We start from the raw sequence: 16,912 nt of genomic DNA on the forward strand, positions 1-16,912 counted from the left end.
AGGGGCCGTCTGCGGCGTTGCCCACGCTTGCAAGGCCACAGCCTTGCTGCGCGCGGGCGCCTTGCATCCAGCCCCTTTGCACGGCAACGCGATCCCCGGAAGTAGTGTGAACAGACCCTAATGGACAAAGACTGGCTCCGTTTTCACCCCAACCCGTCGAAGCCGCGTTTTGCGCCGCCGCCCGGCGCGGTCGATGCGCACTGCCACGTCTTCGGGCCAGGCGCGCAGTTCCCCTACGCGCCGGAGCGCAAGTACACGCCCTGCGACGCCTCGAAGGACCAGCTCTTCGCACTGCGCGATCTGCTGGGCTTCGAGCGCAACGTGATCGTGCAGGCCACCTGCCATGGGAACGACAACCGCGCGCTGGTCGACGCCATCGCGCATTCGAACGGCCGCGCGCGCGGCGTGGCTTCGGTCGCGGCGGAGGTGAGCGACGCTGAAATCCGCCTTCTGCATGAGGCCGGCGTGCGCGGCGTGCGCTTCAACTTCCTCAAGCGCCTCGCGGACTTCACGCCGCCGGAGGTGCTGATGCGCACCGCCGAGCGCATCGCGCCGCTGGGTTGGCATGTGGTCGTGTACTTCGAGGCACAGAACCTGCCCGAGCTGTGGGACTTCTTCACCCGCCTGCCGACGATCGTGGTGGTCGACCACATGGGCCGCCCCGATGTCACCCAACCGGTCGACGGGCCGCAGTTCGAACGTTTCGTCCGATTGCTGCGAGAGCATCCGAACATCTGGTCGAAGGTGAGTTGTCCGGAGCGCATCTCGCAGTCCGGTCCGCCGACCTATGACGACGTGGTTCCGTTCGCGCGGCGGCTGGTCGAGACCTTTCCCGACCGCGTGCTTTGGGGCACCGATTGGCCGCATCCCAACCTCAAGACGCACATGCCCGATGACGGAACGCTGGTCGACATGATTCCCCGCATCGCGCCGACGGCGGAGCTTCAGCGCAAGCTGCTGGTGGACAACCCGATGCGGCTCTACTGGGCCTGAACCCGCCGCCGCCCTGTTACTGCTGCGGAATACCCGCTTGGCGGATCACCTCGGACCAACGCTGAATCTCGTCCCTGAGCAAATCCGCCTGTTGCCGCGGCGTGCTGCCCTGCGCTTCGACGCCGATCTGGCGCAGACGCTCCTTGACCTCCGGCGTGGCCAGTGCCGCATTGACTTCCTTGTTGAGCCTTGCAATGACGGCCGGTGGCGTCTTGGCTGGCACCGCGAATGCGTTCCACGAGGCGACATTGAAATTGGGCACGCCGCTCTCCGCGACGGTCGGCGTGTCGGGCAGCGCGAACGAGCGCTTCGCGCCCATGACCGCGATCGGACGCAGCGACTTCCCGCTGATCTGACCGAGGATGGGCGCGAGGATCTCTACGCCTGCGTCGATCTGCCCTCCGCGTAGCGCCGTGATCATGGCCGGTGAACCATTGAAGGGAACCACCAGCGCATCGATGCCGGTGCTGCGCTTGAGCAGCTCGGCGGCCAGGTGCTGCGTGCTGCCGACGTTGATCGTGCCGATGTTGACAGTGCCCGGGTGCGCCTTCGCATAGGCCAGCAGTTCCTGCATCGTCTTGAACTTCGAGTCCGCGGCAGCGACGAGGGCGACGTCGAAGTAGCCGAGCGTCGAGACCGGCGCGAAATCCTTGACCGTGTCGAAGGGCAGTTGCTTGAACAGCCCTACGCTGACGGCATTGGCGTTGGACATCAGCAGCACGGTGAGGCCGTCCGCCGGCGCCTTGGCCACGGTGTCGGAAGCGACCACGCCCCCTGCTCCGGGCTTGTTGTCCACGATGATGCTTTGCCCGATGGACTCCGACATCTTCTGCGCGACGGTGCGCGCGGTCAGGTCGGCGACGCCGCCTGCGCCGAAGGGCACCACGAGGCGGATCGGTTTTGCGCTCGATGGTTGCGCGTTCGCACCTGCACAGAGGGCCAATGCAGCCTGGAGGAGCGCTGAACGCCGGGCGATGTTGAGAGCCGTGCGCTTTTTCATGCCGCGGCATTGCGCGCCTGCGCATGGCGCGCAGCAAATGCCACATACCAGTCGAGGCTGCCGGGATTGGCCATCGCCTCCCGGTTCACGACGCGCTCGACAGGCTGGCCCAGCAGCAATTTCTTGATCGGCAGCTCCTGCTTCTTGCCGGACAGCGTGCGCGGAATCTCCGCGACCTGAAAGATGTCGTTGGGCACGAAGCGCGGCGACAGCGAGGTCTTGATGGCGTTGTCGATCTTCGCGCGCATCGCGTCGTCGAGCGCGACGCCTTCGCGCAGCACGACGAACAGCGGCATGTAGCTTTCCCGGCCGAGGTATTCGAGGTCGACCACCATCGAATCGAGCACCTCGGGCAGGCCTTCGACCGCGGTGTATATCTCGCTGGTGCCCATGCGCAGGCCCTGGCGATTGATGGTGGCGTCGCTGCGGCCGTAGATGATGCAGCCGCCGTCTTCGCCGATCCTGATCCAGTCGCCGTGGCGCCAGACGCCGGGGTAGGTGTCGAAGTAGCTCGACAGGTAGCGCGCGTTGCCTTCGTCGCCCCAGAAGTACAGCGGCATCGATGGAATCGGCTGGATGCACACCAGTTCGCCGACTTCGCCGATCACCGGTTGGCCCGATCCGTTCCACGCTTCGACTGCAGCACCGAGGAAGCGGCATTGCATCTGGCCCGGTATTTCCGGCAGTTCGCGGTTGCCGCCAACGAAGGCGCCGCAGAAGTCGGTGCCGCCCGAAATGTTGTACCACCACACGGCCGGCGAACCTGCCGCAAGCACTTGCGCCGTGCCCCAGCGTTGCACCTCTTCGGGCAGCGGCGAGCCGGTGCTGCCGAGCGCGCGCACGCGCGAGAGATCGCCGCATTGCTTCGCGACCAAGCCGGCCTTCATGCAGTTGGTGAAGTACGCCGCGCCTGCCCCGAAGAAGGTCACCTTGTGCCGCGCGACGAAGCGCCACAGCACGCCCCAGTCGATCTTCTCCCGGCTGCCCGCCGGATTGCCGTCGTAGATGCAGATGGTCGCGCCGAAAGCGAGCCCGGAGAGTTGCGAGTTCCACATCACCCAGCCGGTCGAGCTGTACCAGTGGTAGCGCTCGCCGTGGTTGTTGGCGCCGTAGCTCGGCCCCAGGTCGTGGTGCAGGCCGCAGGCGTACATGTTGACGATGATTCCGCCCTGGCCGTGCACGATGGGCTTCGGCAGGCCGGTGGTGCCGCTCGAATAGACGATCCACACCGGATGGTCGAAGGGCAGCCATTCGGGCTCGAAGGCGGCGGTCGCGGCATCGTGGCGTGCCGTCGCGCTGGTCCATTCGGCTTCGGCCGGAATCTGCGTCGCCGCGAAAGGCGTGCGCACCAGCACCAGCTTGCGCACGCTCGGCAGCGCGGCGCGCAATTCCTGCACCACGGCGCTGCGGTCCAGCGGCTTGCCGCCGTAGTGGATGCCGTCGACGGCGATCAACACCTTCGGCTCGATCTGCCGGAACCGGTCGACCACCGCGACCATGCCCATGTCCGGCGCGCAGACGCTCCACACGGCGCCGATGCTCGAGCAGGCGAGAAATGCGACGAGCGTCTCGGGCACGTTGGGCATATAGGCCGCCACGCGGTCGCCGCGTTCCACGCCGAGTTCGCGCAGTGCCAGTGCGAAGGCGGCGATCTGCCGGCGCAGTTCGGGCCACGACATCTCGCGGACTTCGCCGAGTTCGTTGTCGCTGATGATCGCCGGCATGCCGGCGGCGTGCGCCGCGTCGACGTGGCGAAACACTTCGCGCGTGTAGTTCACCTGTGCACCAGGGAACCAGCGTGTGCCGGGCATGTGCGTATCGGTGACCACGCTGCTCGCGGGCGTCGGCGAGTGCATGCCGAAGAAGTCCCAGATGCTCTGCCAGAACGCCGGAGGGTCGGTGACCGACCAGCGCCACAGCGCGTCGTAGGACTCGAATGAAAGTCCGCGCCGGTCGCGCAGCCAATCCTGGTAGAGGCGGATCTGGGGAATGAAGGGTGCGGGTGTGGTCGGGTTCACCCGTCGAGCCTATCGCGCCCTGCCCCGGTCCTTCAATGCGGGTAAGCACAGAGGCTCGCGTCGACCCTGCCGGGGAACGGGGCGCAGGGGGCGCAGGGTTGGATGCCTTGTCTGTGTCACCGGTTCGTGGTGTACTTTTGGGTGATCCAGAACCACCGATTTTTGAAGGAGCGGACATGTCACTGCGCATCAACGACGTCACACCCGATTTCACGGCGAACACCACCCAGGGCCCGATCAAGTTCCACGACTGGATCGGCGACAAATGGGCGGTCCTGTTCTCGCACCCGAAGGACTTCACGCCCGTGTGCACCACCGAACTTGGCTATATGGCGAAGATCGAGCCCGAATTCACCAAGCGCAACGCCAAGCTGATCGGCCTGAGCATCGATCCGGTCGATGCGCACGATCGCTGGGCCAAGGACATCGAGGAGACCCAGGGCTACCTGCCCAAGTACCCGATGATCGGCGACACCGACCTCGCCGTGGCCAAGCTCTACAACATGCTGCCCGCCGAGGAGCCCGGCACCTCCGAAGGCCGCACCGCGGCCACCAACGCGACGGTGCGCTCGGTCTTCATCATCGGCCCCGACAAGCGCATCAAGCTGATGCTGACCTACCCGATGACCACCGGCCGCAACTTCGACGAGATCCTGCGAGTGCTCGACTCGATGCAGCTCACCGCCGCACACAAGGTCGCGACGCCGGTCAACTGGAAGAACGGCGAGGATGTGATCATCTCCGGGTCCGTTTCCGACGAAGACGCCAAGAAGCTCTTCCCGGAAGGCTGGAAGGCACCGAAGCCCTACCTGCGCGTGGTCAAGCAGCCGGGCTGATCCGCGCGGCGGTCCCCGCATGATCTTCGAGCAAGTCCCCACCGGCGGCTGCCAGTCCTACCTGATCGGCTGCGGCGACACCTGCGTGGGGGCGCTCGTCGATCCGGAGCTGAGCCAGATCGACCACTACCTCGCGCTGGCCAGCCGCGACGGCGTGCGCATCCGCTACCTCATCGACACGCACACGCACGCCGACCACTTTTCCGCCACCAAGGAACTGGCGCGGCGGTTGGGCGTGCCCGTCGTGATGCACCGCGCCAGCCCCGCGCCTTTCGTCGACATGCGCATCGGCGACGGCGAGATGGTCGTCATCGGCAAGCTGCGGCTGCAGGCACTCCACACGCCGGGCCACACGGCCGACTCGATGTGCCTGAAGCTTGACGACCGGGTCTTCACCGGCGACACACTGCTGATCGGCGGCACCGGGCGTACCGATCTGCCGAGCGGCAACCCCGAGGCGCTGCATGACAGCCTCTTCAACCGCCTGCTGCACCTCGACCCCGCGCTCAAGGTCTACCCGGCGCACGACTACAAGGGCCGCAGCCACTCCACCATCGGCGACGAGATCGCCAGCAATCCACGGCTGCAGAAGCGCGATCGTGCCGAGTTCGTGGAGATGATGCGCAGCCTCAACCTCACGATGCCCACGCACATCACCGAAGCGCTGCGCACGAACATGAGCGGCGGCAAGACGGTGGCGAGCCTGTTGGCCGAGGCCAGCGCGGCCGTGCCCTTCATGTCGCTGGGTGAACTCAAGTCGCGCGTCGAGGCGGTCGAGGACGACCTGATCGTGCTCGACGTGCGCGAGCGCGATGCCTACGAGGGCGGCCACGTCCCCGGCGCGCGACTGCTGCCGCGCGGCCAACTCGAACTGCGCGTGAACCAGGATCTGCCGGACCCCACGCGCCGCATCATCACGTGCTGCGAGTTGGGCTACATCTCGACGCTCGCGGCAGCCACGCTTCGCGCGATGGGATTCCAGCGCGCCGTCGCGCTCGACGGTGGCATGAAAGCCTGGCGCGAAGCCGGCTATCCGCTGAAGCCCGGCAAGGAACCCTGAGCGGGACGCTTGTAAGCCGGGCGCTGACATCCACGCGCGGGCCGCGGGGCCACATTCCAAGCTTGAAGGAGACGACATGAAACACCGAATCCTCACGCTTGTTTTCGTCTGCGCCGCAATCACTGTGCTCGCCGGGTGCGAGCCGAAGCCGCAGCCACCCAAGGCGGCTGCGGCAGCAGGCGTGGCGGCTTACCTGTAGTCTGCGGCGCCGAAGCGGCTAGAACTGAACGCCGATCCCCGCCTGAATCAGGTCGGCATCGCGGTCGTACCGGGTCGCAAAGCGATTCCAGGTCACGCGCGCCAGCCACTTCCGGCTGATCCTGTAGCTGGCCGACACGGAGACGAGCCCTGAAACACGGCCGTCGCCGGTGGAATCGATGGGCGACCGGTTCTTTTGGGTGATGGCGACATACGGGCCCACGCCAGCGGACAAGGTGAAGCGGTCGTCGAAGAAGGCGTTGGCGACCCAGAGCTGGACTGCGACGCCGTCGCGGCGGGACTGGACCTCGCCGTCTTCATGCAGCAAGGACGCGCTCACGTCGAAGTACCGGCCGAGCCCGTGCCGATATTCCAGGGATGCGGCGGGCGAGGACTCCGACCGGTCGCTGTTCAGGATCGACGCGCCGACCATCAGGGTCAATTCGTCGCCGGTGACATTCGACGTTCTTGGGATGGGGCGCTCGCGCGGACCCGGCCCGTCCGGGGCCTCCAGTTGATAGCCAATACCGAACAGCAGCGCGGTCGTGTCCGGACCGCCGTTGGTTTTCACGCGGTTGAGCTTCATCTCCCCGATCCAGCGGTTGTCGAAATAGTAGGCAAGTCGCAGGCTCAGGACCGCGCCCCATCCATGGGCGTTGTCATAGCTCGGGAGGTACTGGCTGGTGACCGTGTCGAAATAGCGGTAGGGGCCTGCACCGGCCGACAGTTCGAGGCGGTTCTCCGCCAGCGGCAGGCGCGCCCATAGCTGCAGCGCCTGACCGTCTCGATGGTGAGACGGAATGTGGCCTTCGTTGAGCCACGAAAAGCTCCAGGCGGCATAGCGCCCGAGGCCCTCGCGGTAGCTCCCTTCCCAGGAATACGAATGCTCGCCCGCGCTGACGAGAGGACCGGCAAGCAGGGACACTTCCTGGGCGCCGGCGATCGAAGTGGCGGCAAGGATGCCTGCAGCGACGAATGGTCGAAGGGACGCCGCGCGAAACGATCGCGCGCCGAATCTCGATGCCCGGTTGTCGGAAGGTTTGTTCTTCTTCAAGGCACAAAAGCATACCGACCTTGTGCAAAGTTTCAGTAAGCCAAATGTCTGATGCAGGGCCCTGCTCGTTCATTGACACCGCTTTCCGTCCAGCGCACCATTTTTGGCTTCCACGCACGCCCTTCGCAGGAGGAAACAGATGTCTGAATCGTTCCGCGATTTCGAACATGCCGGCTGGGCGGACCCCACCGTGTGCGCCAGCTACGACGACCTGATGTCGAGCCTCACGACCCAGTCCATCGGCGCCCTGCTCGACGGCGCACACGTGAAACAAGACAGCCTCGTGCTGGATGTCGCATCGGGTGCGGGCTACGTGGCCGGTGCGGCGCTGGCGCGGCACGCGACGGTGACGGGCATCGACTTCTCTGCCGAACAGGTGCGCATGGCCATGCAGCGCCATCCCGCCGCGACCTTTGTCGAAGGCGATGCCGGCAACCTGCCTTTCGCGACCGACGCGTTCGACGCGGTCGTCGCCAACTACGGCGTCCTCCACTTTCCGGATCCCGAGCGCTTCTTTGCAGAGGCCTTTCGCGTGTTGAAGCAGGGCGGCCGCCTGGCATTCACCGTGTGGGACGTACCAGGCGAGACCCAGCTCTTCGGCGCGGTGCTCGGCGCGATCGGCACGCACGGTTCGCTCGACGTGGGCTTGCCAGCCGGCCCCAACATGTTTTTCTTTGCCGATGCCTCGGCCTGCGAGAAGGCGTTGGCACCGGCGGGATTCAAGGATTGCGTGGTGACCCGCGTGCCGCAGACGTGGCGCCCTTCGACGGGCGAGCAGATCCTGCGCACGATCAAGACCGGCACGGTGCGCACGCGTGGCACGCTCCGGCGGCAAAGCGCTGAATCGCTGGACGCGATCGACGAGGCCATCCTGACGGCGCTGGAGCCTTTCAGGAAGGCGGGCGGCTATGAGGTCCCGATGCCGGCGGTGCTGGTGGTTGCAGTCAAGCCCGGCTGATCGCCCTTGATCTACGCAACGCTGTCGCGGCGAACGTCAGACGTCAGTAACGGGTGGTCGACATCACCGTCGCGCGACACCTGGGGCGTTCTTGCGGCGCCAGCAAGGCGCAGTTGTCCAGCGCGCGCCGCTGCATGTCGCTCAACCTTCGCTCGGCGGGTGCGGGTGCATATCCGTGACCATATCCGTAGCCGGGCGCAGGCCTGTAGACCGGCGGCGGCGGGGCGTAGTACCCCGGCGCCGGATAGTAGACGGGTGGCGGCCGCTGGTAGTAGACCGGTGGCGCGGGTTGATAGTAGACCGGCGGCGGAGCCACGTAGGCCGGCTCCGCCGGGACCACATAGGCGGGCGCCGGCTGAGGCTGATAGTAAGTCGGCCCGCCCACATCGACGCCGATCGACACGTCGGCACTGGCAGTAGCGGCAACCGAAAGGGCAGCGACCGCCACGGTGGCCGACAAGGCCCATTTGACGAACGCGATGCCATGGAATCTCAAGGGGAATTCTCCGAACAAGGGGCGATGGCCCTGTGGTGATGCATGAAACGCTCTACCGGCAACGCCGGTGGACACGCTGACATTCTGTGACGTATCCGAAGAATGCGGCGCGGAGCATTCTCGCGCACTTCACCGCCATCCCCTATGCGAGGCGAAACAGGCTTGTCGCTTCCAGGTCAAGCACCGGCAGTTCGCGCTGATTGAACAAGCGCCAGCGCCAGCGCAGGATGCCGAGCGTCGGCCGCTTTTCGGAAACGCGCACCTCGACCACATCCGCGATCAGCCGCAGGCTGTCGCCGGGCCGCACCGGGTTCGGCCACTTGAGATACTGGAGGCCGGGCGACGCGAAGGATTCGGAGCCGACCAGCGCGGCATCGGTCACAAGCCGCATCGCAATCGCGCTGGTGTGCCAGCCGCTCGCGATGAGTCCGCCGAACGGCCCCTCGGCGGACTGCTTCGCATCGGTGTGAAACCACTGCGGGTCATAGGCCCGCGCGAACTGGACGATCTCCGCCTCGGTCACGAGATAGGGCCCGGCCTCGATGACCTGCCCTTCGTGGAACTCGGCGAACTTCATCGTCAGTACGTTTCGAGGTGCAGTCGACCCTCGCGCTTGAGGCTCGCGCCCACGGTGTCCCAATCCAGGCCCGCTTCGGTCGCCACGTCGCGTAGTGCGAGCACCACGCCCTCCTCCATGCTTTTCAGGCCGCACACGTAGAAGTGGCTTTGCCCGTCCTTGAGAAGCTCGACGAGATCCGCCGCGCGCTCGCGCATCATGTCCTGCACGTAGCGCTTGGGCTGGCCTTGTGTGCGCGAGAACGCGAAGTTGATGTCGATGAAATCCTTGGGCAGCGTCTGCAGCGGTCCGAAGTACGGCAACTCCTGTTGCGTGCGCGCGCCGAAGAACAGCATCAGCTTGCCGCCCTCGAACTTGCCGCTCTTGCGCAGGCGGCGGCGCCATTCGGTCATCGCGCGCATGGGCGCGCTGCCGGTGCCGGTGCAGATCATCACGATGTGCGACTTCGGATGGTTCGGCATCAGGAAAGAGTTGCCGAACGGGCCGATGACCTGCACCTTGTCGCCGACCTTGAGGTCGCACACGAAGTTGCTGCACACGCCGCGCACCGGGTTGCCCTGGTGATCCTGCAGCACGCGCTTCACGGTCAGCGAGACGTTGTTGTAGCCGGGCCGCTCGCCGTTGCGCGGGCTTGCGATGGAGTACTGGCGCGCGAAGTGTGGCTTGCCGTTGGCATCGAGACCGGGCGGGATGATCGCGATCGACTGGCCTTCGAGGACCGGGAAGGGCATGGTGCCGAAGTCCAGCACGATGTGGTGCGTCTGGTTCTCGTAGCCGGCTTCGGTGCAGTTGAAATTGCCGACAACGGTCGCGGTGGTCGGGCTCTTGGGCGGGAAGAGGTTGGTGTACGCATGCGCGGCCGACCACGGCGGCACGGTCGCACCGTACTGCGCGGAGTTGAAGGCCACTTCGCCCGGCGCGGCAGGCGGCTGCGGCGAAGCCGTTGGCACCTGCATCTGCACCTCGCCGGGCGACGCGACGCCTTCGGCTTCCAGTTGTTCGGGCGAGAGTTCGGCGGGCAGTTCGTCCCAGGTCAACTGCTCTTCGATCGAGTAGGCGCGGGCCACGGGCATGGTGCGCCAGTTGTCGATCGACCCGGTCGGGCACGGCGAGATGCAGGCCATGCAGCCATTGCACACATCGGCGCGCACCACATAGTTGCGGTCGTCGTGCGTGATGGCGTTGACCGGGCAAGTCGCCTCGCAGGTGTTGCACCGAATGCAGATCTCGGGGTCGATCAAGTGCTGCTTGATGACGTTGATTTCGGCCATGTCCATGATGTCTCCTTGCTCTCCCCCGGCGCGTGCGCTTTCAGCCGAACCTGACGTATTCGAAGTCGACGGGTTGGCGGTTGATGCCCATCACGGGAGGGGCAATCCAACCGGCGAACTTGCCAGGGTCGACCACGCGGCCCATCAACGATGCCACGAAAGCGAAGTCTTCGGGCGTCGGCAGCCATTCGCCCTTCTTGGCGTTCCATTCGGCTTCGTTCACCACGCGGCCTTCGGGCGACATCTTGATGCCGGCAAGCGCGCCGATCTGGCGATTGAAGGCCTTGTGCGGCACGGTGAGACGGGTCGGGATGCCGGCCTTCTCAAGCACCTTGTTCCAGCGGCCGACGCCGGCCACGGAGTCCTTGATGAAGTCGTCGCGCAGCACTTCGTTGAGCGCGTTGAGCATCGGCACGTCTTTCTCGACGAGCTGGCCGTTCACGACTTCGAGCACCTTGTAGGTCTGGCCCTTGAGCACGTGGTCGTCGGTGCGCTTGCCTTCTTCGTAGCGGCCCTTGAGGCCGGAGCTGTAGAAGGTGGCGGCGTTGCTCGACTGGTCGGCGCCGAAGAGGTCGATGGTGACGCTGTAGTGGAAGTTCAGGTAACGCTGGATGGTGCCGAGATCGATGGCACCTGCCGCGCGCACCTTCTGCGGGTCGTCGGTCTTCAGCTCGTTCATGACCTGCGCGGTGCGTTGCAGCACGCGCGACACGCCGCTTTCACCCACGAACATGTGGTGCGCTTCTTCAGTCAGCATGAACTTCGTCGTGCGCGCCAGCGGGTCGAAGGCGCTCTCGGCCAGCGCCGACAGCTGGAACTTGCCGTCGCGGTCGGTGAAGTACGTGAACATGAAGAACGCGAGCCAGTCGGGCGTCTTCTCGTTGAAGGCGCCGAGGATGCGCGGGTTGTCCTGGTCGCCGGACTGGCGCTGCAGCAGCGCCTCGGCTTCTTCGCGGCCGTCACGGCCGAAGTGCTTGTGCAGCAGGTAGACCATGGCCCACAGGTGGCGGCCCTCTTCGACGTTGATCTGGAACAGGTTGCGCAGGTCGTACATGCTGGGCGCGGTGAGGCCCAGGTGGCGCTGCTGTTCGACCGATGCGGGCTCGGTGTCGCCTTGCGTGACGATGATGCGGCGCAGGTTGGCACGGTGTTCGCCGGGCACGTCCTGCCAGGCCTTCTCGCCCTTGTTGTCGCCGAAATGGATCTCGCGGTTCGCGTCGCCCGGGTTCAGGAAGATGCCCCAGCGGTAGTCGCGCATCTTGACGTGGCCGAACTGGGCCCAGCCTTGCGGGTCGACGCTCACGGCCGTGCGCAGGTAGACCTCGTAATTGGTCGAGCCATCCGGGCCGACGTCGTCCCACCAGTTGATGAAGTTCGGCTGCCAGCCTTCGAGCGCGCGCTGCAGCGTACGGTCTTCGCTCAGGTTGACGTTGTTCGGGATCTTCTCGCTGTAGTTGATCGTGCTCATCGTTGTTCCTTGGGGTTGATCGGGCTCTGGGTGCGCTGTGTCATCAGACGCGGTTCAAATCGAAGCCGGCCTTCTCGCCGGTGCCATAGACCTTCAATGCGCCCTTTTCGCCTACGGCGTTGGGACGCTGGAAGATCCAGTTCTGCCAGGCGGTGAGCCGGCCGAAGATGCGGGTGAACATGTTCTCCTGGCTCGCGAAGCGCAGGTTGGCTTCGAGGCCGGTGAGCGCGTCGGGCGACATGGCCACGCGCTCTTCAATGGCGATGCGGATTTCGTCGTCCCAGTCGATGTCGTCCGGCGCCATCGTGACGAGGCCGAGCGCCATGGCCGCGTCGGCGTCGAGCGGCTTGCCGGCAGCAGCACGAGCGGCTTCCATCGGCGCGGTCTCCTCGTAGAAGCGGCGCTGCAGTCGGCTCTGGTCGTTGACCAGCGGGAAGAAGCCGAAGTTGAATTCGTTGAGCGTGATCTTCGGAGCCTTCTCGGCATCGTCGGGCAGCGCGAGCATGTAGGCACGGTCGGCGGCGAAGGCGATCTCGGCCAGCGTGCCGGCGAAGCAGGAGCCCGACTCGATCAGCGCGAAGAGGCTGCGCGACGACACGTCGAGGCGTGCCAGCGTGCGGCGCAGCGCGCCGATGGTTTCGCGCACCAGCCAATGGTCCTTGTGGGCCAGCATCGTGGCGTCGCTGGCGAGCACGGCCTGGGCGTCGCCCTCGGTCTTCAGCAGCCAGGTGCCGATGTCGAGTTCGTTGGTGCGCATGCAGAGGATGGCGTCGTCCAGCTGGCGAGCCATCGCGAGCGGCCACCAGTTGACGCCGGCGGCTTCGATGCCGGCGATGTCGGTGGGTTGCGCACCCTTCGGTGCCTTGACCGTGAAGGTGGCGGTGCGGCGGGCGCGGTCGATCTCGATGGTGACGTGTTCGTAGCGCAGGCTGTCGGGGCCGTCTTCGCGCTCGACGCGGGTGAGGCTCACGCCCTTGCCGTTGGCTGGGCGGTCGCTGGCTTCAGCGAGCTTGGCGGCGCGATCCTGCACGGCGGCGCCGAACTGTACGGGCTTGGCGATCGCGTCGACGAGACGCCATTCGACGGCACGCTGGCCGCGCACGCCTTCGACGCTGGTGCAGAAGATGTCGGCGAGGTCATGACGCACGTGGCGCTTGTCGGTGACGCGGGTCAGGCCGCCGGTGCCGGGCAGCACGCCGAGCAGCGGCACTTCGGGCAGCGAGACGGAAGAAGAACGGTCGTCGACCAGGATGATCTCGTCGCAGGCCAGGGCCAGTTCGTAGCCGCCGCCGGCGCAGGCGCCGTTCACGGCGGCGATGAACTTGAGGCCGGAATGCTTCGACGAGTCCTCGATGCCGTTGCGGGTCTCGTTGGTGAACTTGCAGAAGTTCACCTTCCAGGCATGGCTCGACACGCCCAGCATGAAGATGTTGGCGCCCGAACAGAAGATGCGGTCCTTGGCGCTGGTGACGATGACCGAACGGACTTCGGGGTGCTCGAAACGCACGCGGTTCAGCGCGTCATGGAGTTCGATGTCCACGCCCAGGTCGTAGCTGTTCAGCTTGAGCTTGTAGCCGGGACGGATGCCGCCGTCTTCCGCGATGTCGAGCGACAAGCGGGCCACGGAACCCTCGACGCTCAGTTTCCAGTGACGGTACTGCGTGGGGTCGGTGCGGTAGTCCACGCGGGCAGGGTGAGCAGCGGTTTCAGCCATGACGGTCTCCTTGGGGGTTTCGAGGGCATCTAGGAACAATAGTGCATTTGCCTATCGCCATGACATGCATCATGCTGCATGTTTTGACGCGAGTCAACCCTGGAATGAATTTTTTACAGCAACGCGGATGCGTGGACTCAGCCTTCGCGGCTCATGGATTCGCGCACGGTGTCGCGCAGCAAGCTGAAACTCTCTGCCAAGTCGTGCCCGCTCGTGTCCACGCTCAGGTCGGCCTTTGAATAGAAAGCCGCACGGCCGCTCAGGATGCGCCGCAAGTCGTCCATGGCTTCCTTGCTGGCGGCCATCGGGCGGGTGTCGCCCTGTGCGGCGACGCGGCCCATGTGCTCTTCGGGCGCGGCCTGCAGCCAGACGGTGGTGCAGTGGGCCAAGAGCTGGTTGAACGTGGCGGGATCCGAGACGATGCCGCCGGGCGTGGCAATCACCACTTCGCTGTAGATCTGGACGGTTTCTTCCAGGGCGCGGCGCTCGTAGCGGCGATAGGCGTTGGTGCCGTAGAGATCATGGATTTCGCGCACGCTGCAGCCGGCGAACTTCTCGATCTCGCGACTCAGTTCGATGAACGGGACATCGAGGTCGTCGGCAAGCATCTGCCCCAGCGTGGACTTGCCGGCGCCGCGCAGGCCGACGAGCGCGATCCGGCGGTACCGGGCCGGATCACCCGCGGCGGTGCCGAGCAGTTCACCCAGCGCGACACGGGCGCGACGCAGGTCCGCCTCGCTGCGGTGTTCGAGAAGCTCGCGGATCAGCAGCCACTCAGGCGACGTGGTGGTCACGTCGCCCACCAGCTCGGCCAGCGAGCACTGAAGGGCGGTCGACACCTGCTGCAGCACCAGGATGGAGGCGTTGCCGATCCCGTATTCCAGGTTGGCCAGGTGACGCTCGGACACATTGGCCGCCTGCGCCACGGCCTTGCGCGTCAGCCCCCGGCGTGCGCGCAGGTTGCGCACCCGTTCGCCCAAGGCAACCAGCAGCGGATTCTTGGCTTCCTCGCCCTGCGGGGTCGCATCGGTGGGCGCGTTCAACACCGCTTCGTCGGCTCGCTCGTTCATGGCTCTCTTTCACTGTCCTTGATGGGCTGCGCTCAGGGTTAACACCCGCTCATGCACTATATTGCTTGACACCCTTGGGTCCGATGCTTATGGTTCGTGTACAGGCAAGATACTGCACACAAGCGATTGCCGCAAGTTTGTTCCCCACGCACCAAGAGACGCCCATGTCCAAGCAAGCCTTTCACCAGCTCGTCGCCGACGTGGCGACACAGATCGCCGGCCGCCCTCTCGACGCGGACCTCGACCTCTGGCTCAACACCCATCACGGAGCCGGCAGCCCCACTTACGAAAGCCTGAAGCAGGCCTGCATCGACGGCGCCGCCGAGGGCTACCTGTGCGACCGCGAAGGCGGCGGCATCCGCTACGGGCGGGTTTTCAAGGCCGAGGATGCGCTCAGCCGCTTCTCGGTCGACGTGGTCGACATGCAGGACATCGCCGGGCCGCATCACACGCATCCGAATGGCGAGATCGATTTGATCATGCCGCTGGAGGGCGACGCGACTTTCGACGGCCGTCCGGCCGGCTGGTGCGTCTATCCGGCGGGCAGCGCCCATCGCCCCACCGTTGCGCAAGGCCGCGCGCTGGTCCTTTATCTCCTGCCTGAAGGGCAGATCCAGTTCACCAAATGACAGAACTTCTCGCTAACTATGTCGCCGGCAAATGGCAGGCCGGAAGCGGCGCCGGCACGCAACTGTTCGACCCGGTGCTCGGGACCGAACTGGCGCGCGTCGACGCCACCGGGCTCGACTTGGCCGATGCCTTCCGCTTTGCACGTGAAACAGGCGGTGCGGCGCTCCGCGCGCTGACCTACCGCCAGCGCGCCGGCCTTCTGGCCGCCATCGTGAAGGTGTTGCAGGCCAACCGCGACAGCTATGACGAGATCGCCACCGCGAACTCAGGCACGGTGAAGAACGATTCGGCAGTCGACATCGACGGCGCCATCTTCACGCTGGGCCAGTACGCCAAGTGGGGCGACGCGCTTGGCGACGTGCGCGCGCTGCGTGACGGCGATGCCGTGAAGCTCGGCAAGGAGCCGGCGTTCCAGTCGCAGCATCTGCAAGTACCGACGCACGGCGTGGCGCTATTTATCAACGCGTTCAACTTCCCGTCATGGGGCCTTTGGGAAAAGGCCGCGCCCGCCCTGCTCTCCGGCGTGCCGGTGATCGTGAAGCCCGCGACTTCGACCGCCTGGCTGACGCAGCGCATGGTGCGCGACGTGGTCGAAGCCGGCGTGCTGCCGGCCGGCGCGCTGTCGGTGATCTGCGGGAGCTCGGCCGGGCTGATGGACCAGCTCGAAAGCTTCGACGTGGTCTCGTTTACCGGCTCGGCCGAGACGGGTGCGGTGATCCGCTCGCATCCCGCCGTCGCGCAGCGCTCGGTGCGCGTCAACATCGAGGCCGACAGCCTGAATTCCGCCCTGCTGCTGCCGGATGCGGCGCCGGGCTCCGACGCCTTCAACCTGCTCGTGCGCGAAGTGGTCCGCGAAATGACGGTGAAGTCGGGCCAGAAGTGCACGGCGATCCGGCGCATCCTGGTGCCGACCGCCGTCTACGACGCCGCCGCCGAGGCGATCGGCGCCAAGCTCGCCGGGATCACGGTCGGCAACCCGCGCAACGAAACCGTGCGGATGGGTTCGCTGGTCAGCCGTGCGCAGCTCAACGCCGTGCGTGAGGGTCTGGAAGCACTCAAGACGCAGGCCAACGTGCTGCACGACGGCAGCCAGAAGGCGCTGGTCGACGCCGACCCTGCCGTTGCGGCCTGCATCGGCCCGGTGCTGCTCGGCGCGCGCGACGCCGATGCGGCCGACCGCGTGCATGACGTGGAGGTCTTCGGGCCGGTCGCCACGCTGCTGCCTTATCGCGATGTCGATCACGCCGTTGCGCTCGCGCATCGCGGACAGGGCTCGCTCGTGACCTCGCTGTACGGCGCTGACGACGCCGCGCTCGGCCAGGCGGCCGTCCAGCTTGCTGCAAGCCACGGCCGCGTGCATGTCATCACGCCCGAAGTCGCGCAGGCGCAGACCGGCCACGGCAACGTGATGCCGATGTCGCTGCACGGCGGTCCCGGCCGCGCGGGCGGCGGTGCCGAGCTTGGCGGCCTGCGCGCGCTGGACTTCTATCACCGGCGCAGCGCGGTGCAGGCCAGCCCCGGCGTGCTGGCGCAGCTCGGGCTGCAATAGCAGCAGCCCGCAGCCGGCAT

16 protein-coding genes are annotated in these 16,912 nt (G+C 66.1%); 7 read left to right on the top strand and 9 right to left on the bottom strand.

The window, feature by feature from the left end:
- The first annotated feature begins 120 nt into the window (after nt 1-120).
- Nucleotides 121-993 carry an amidohydrolase family protein gene (locus AC1DN9_RS20165; protein ID WP_478103211.1) on the top strand — a complete coding sequence of 291 codons (873 nt, stop codon included), beginning with the start codon at nt 121-123 and terminating at the stop codon, nt 991-993.
- Between the two features lie 16 nt (nt 994-1,009).
- Here the strand turns inward: AC1DN9_RS20165 and AC1DN9_RS20170 are convergent, their stop codons facing one another.
- Nucleotides 1,010-1,993: a tripartite tricarboxylate transporter substrate binding protein gene (locus AC1DN9_RS20170; RefSeq protein ID WP_478103212.1), complete on the bottom strand. Its 984-nt coding sequence runs from the start codon at nt 1,991-1,993 to the stop codon at nt 1,010-1,012.
- Complete coding sequence (locus AC1DN9_RS20175; RefSeq protein WP_478103214.1) at nt 1,990-4,011, bottom strand: acetoacetate--CoA ligase; 2,022 nt, start codon at nt 4,009-4,011, stop codon at nt 1,990-1,992. Before AC1DN9_RS20175 ends, AC1DN9_RS20170 begins: the two co-directional genes overlap by 4 nt.
- Nucleotides 4,012-4,187: 176 nt before the next feature.
- On the opposite strand from AC1DN9_RS20175, the gene AC1DN9_RS20180 reads away from it, so the two are divergent.
- From AC1DN9_RS20180 to AC1DN9_RS20190, 3 genes are all read left to right on the top strand, one after another.
- Complete coding sequence (locus tag AC1DN9_RS20180) at nt 4,188-4,847, top strand: peroxiredoxin (RefSeq protein WP_478103215.1); 660 nt, start codon at nt 4,188-4,190, stop codon at nt 4,845-4,847.
- Between the two features lie 19 nt (nt 4,848-4,866).
- Nucleotides 4,867-5,907: an MBL fold metallo-hydrolase gene (locus AC1DN9_RS20185; protein ID WP_478103217.1), complete on the top strand. Its 1,041-nt coding sequence runs from the start codon at nt 4,867-4,869 to the stop codon at nt 5,905-5,907.
- Nucleotides 5,908-5,983: 76 nt separating this feature from the next.
- The gene (locus AC1DN9_RS20190) at nt 5,984-6,106 is read left to right on the top strand and encodes a hypothetical protein (protein WP_478103218.1); all 123 of its coding nucleotides are present in this window, start codon (nt 5,984-5,986) and stop codon (nt 6,104-6,106) included.
- 18 nt (nt 6,107-6,124) lie between these two features.
- On the opposite strand, the gene AC1DN9_RS20195 is transcribed toward AC1DN9_RS20190, so the two are convergent.
- Nucleotides 6,125-7,066 carry a hypothetical protein gene (locus AC1DN9_RS20195; RefSeq protein WP_478103370.1) on the bottom strand — a complete coding sequence of 314 codons (942 nt, stop codon included), beginning with the start codon at nt 7,064-7,066 and terminating at the stop codon, nt 6,125-6,127.
- Nucleotides 7,067-7,298: 232 nt separating this feature from the next.
- Here AC1DN9_RS20195 and AC1DN9_RS20200 point away from each other — a divergent pair, with 232 nt between their 5' ends.
- Nucleotides 7,299-8,117: a class I SAM-dependent methyltransferase gene (locus tag AC1DN9_RS20200; RefSeq protein ID WP_478103219.1), complete on the top strand. Its 819-nt coding sequence runs from the start codon at nt 7,299-7,301 to the stop codon at nt 8,115-8,117.
- A 43-nt stretch (nt 8,118-8,160) separates the two neighbouring features.
- Here AC1DN9_RS20200 and AC1DN9_RS20205 read toward each other — a convergent pair whose 3' ends face one another.
- The 6 genes from AC1DN9_RS20205 to AC1DN9_RS20230 form a co-directional block, all read right to left on the bottom strand.
- Nucleotides 8,161-8,613, bottom strand: a complete 453-nt coding sequence (locus tag AC1DN9_RS20205) for a hypothetical protein (protein WP_478103221.1) — start codon at nt 8,611-8,613, stop codon at nt 8,161-8,163.
- 142 nt (nt 8,614-8,755) lie between these two features.
- The gene (locus AC1DN9_RS20210) at nt 8,756-9,190 is read right to left on the bottom strand and encodes a MaoC family dehydratase (RefSeq protein WP_478103222.1); all 435 of its coding nucleotides are present in this window, start codon (nt 9,188-9,190) and stop codon (nt 8,756-8,758) included.
- A gap of 2 nt (nt 9,191-9,192) precedes the next feature.
- Nucleotides 9,193-10,467 carry a benzoyl-CoA 2,3-epoxidase subunit BoxA gene (gene boxA, locus AC1DN9_RS20215; RefSeq protein ID WP_478103223.1) on the bottom strand — a complete coding sequence of 425 codons (1,275 nt, stop codon included), beginning with the start codon at nt 10,465-10,467 and terminating at the stop codon, nt 9,193-9,195.
- Nucleotides 10,468-10,501: 34 nt separating this feature from the next.
- The gene (gene boxB, locus AC1DN9_RS20220; RefSeq protein WP_478103224.1) at nt 10,502-11,929 is read right to left on the bottom strand and encodes a benzoyl-CoA 2,3-epoxidase subunit BoxB; all 1,428 of its coding nucleotides are present in this window, start codon (nt 11,927-11,929) and stop codon (nt 10,502-10,504) included.
- Nucleotides 11,930-11,972: 43 nt separating this feature from the next.
- Nucleotides 11,973-13,643, bottom strand: coding sequence for a 2,3-epoxybenzoyl-CoA dihydrolase (boxC, locus tag AC1DN9_RS20225; protein ID WP_478103226.1), 1,671 nt, complete (start codon nt 13,641-13,643; stop codon nt 11,973-11,975).
- 137 nt (nt 13,644-13,780) lie between these two features.
- On the bottom strand, nt 13,781-14,713 hold the full coding sequence (locus AC1DN9_RS20230; RefSeq protein ID WP_478103227.1) for a helix-turn-helix transcriptional regulator: 933 nt from the start codon (nt 14,711-14,713) through the stop codon (nt 13,781-13,783).
- 164 nt (nt 14,714-14,877) lie between these two features.
- Between AC1DN9_RS20230 and AC1DN9_RS20235 the strand changes: the two genes are divergently transcribed.
- Both AC1DN9_RS20235 and AC1DN9_RS20240 read left to right on the top strand, forming a co-directional pair.
- A complete protein-coding gene (locus AC1DN9_RS20235) occupies nt 14,878-15,342 on the top strand; it encodes a 4-hydroxylaminobenzoate lyase (protein WP_478103228.1) in 465 nt (154 codons plus the stop codon).
- A complete protein-coding gene (locus AC1DN9_RS20240; RefSeq protein ID WP_478103230.1) occupies nt 15,339-16,892 on the top strand; it encodes a 3,4-dehydroadipyl-CoA semialdehyde dehydrogenase in 1,554 nt (517 codons plus the stop codon). Before AC1DN9_RS20235 ends, AC1DN9_RS20240 begins: the two co-directional genes overlap by 4 nt.
- Nucleotides 16,893-16,912: the final 20 nt, after the last annotated feature.

Source organism: Variovorax sp. 05L425 (assembly GCF_056397705.1).

Bases quoted from the DNA above. Each gene is read 5' to 3' on its own strand.
- AC1DN9_RS20165 (WP_478103211.1), top strand. From the start codon at position 121: ATGGACAAAGACTGGCTCCGTTTTCACCCCAACCCGTCGAAGCCGCGT.
- AC1DN9_RS20170 (WP_478103212.1), bottom strand. From the start codon at position 1,993: ATGAAAAAGCGCACGGCTCTCAACATCGCCCGGCGTTCAGCGCTCCTC.
- AC1DN9_RS20180 (WP_478103215.1), top strand. From the start codon at position 4,188: ATGTCACTGCGCATCAACGACGTCACACCCGATTTCACGGCGAACACC.
- AC1DN9_RS20185 (WP_478103217.1), top strand. From the start codon at position 4,867: ATGATCTTCGAGCAAGTCCCCACCGGCGGCTGCCAGTCCTACCTGATC.
- AC1DN9_RS20190 (WP_478103218.1), top strand. From the start codon at position 5,984: ATGAAACACCGAATCCTCACGCTTGTTTTCGTCTGCGCCGCAATCACT.
- AC1DN9_RS20200 (WP_478103219.1), top strand. From the start codon at position 7,299: ATGTCTGAATCGTTCCGCGATTTCGAACATGCCGGCTGGGCGGACCCC.
- AC1DN9_RS20210 (WP_478103222.1), bottom strand. From the start codon at position 9,190: ATGAAGTTCGCCGAGTTCCACGAAGGGCAGGTCATCGAGGCCGGGCCC.
- boxA (WP_478103223.1), bottom strand. From the start codon at position 10,467: ATGGACATGGCCGAAATCAACGTCATCAAGCAGCACTTGATCGACCCC.
- boxB (WP_478103224.1), bottom strand. From the start codon at position 11,929: ATGAGCACGATCAACTACAGCGAGAAGATCCCGAACAACGTCAACCTG.
- boxC (WP_478103226.1), bottom strand. From the start codon at position 13,643: ATGGCTGAAACCGCTGCTCACCCTGCCCGCGTGGACTACCGCACCGAC.
- AC1DN9_RS20230 (WP_478103227.1), bottom strand. From the start codon at position 14,713: ATGAACGAGCGAGCCGACGAAGCGGTGTTGAACGCGCCCACCGATGCG.
- AC1DN9_RS20235 (WP_478103228.1), top strand. From the start codon at position 14,878: ATGTCCAAGCAAGCCTTTCACCAGCTCGTCGCCGACGTGGCGACACAG.
- AC1DN9_RS20240 (WP_478103230.1), top strand. From the start codon at position 15,339: ATGACAGAACTTCTCGCTAACTATGTCGCCGGCAAATGGCAGGCCGGA.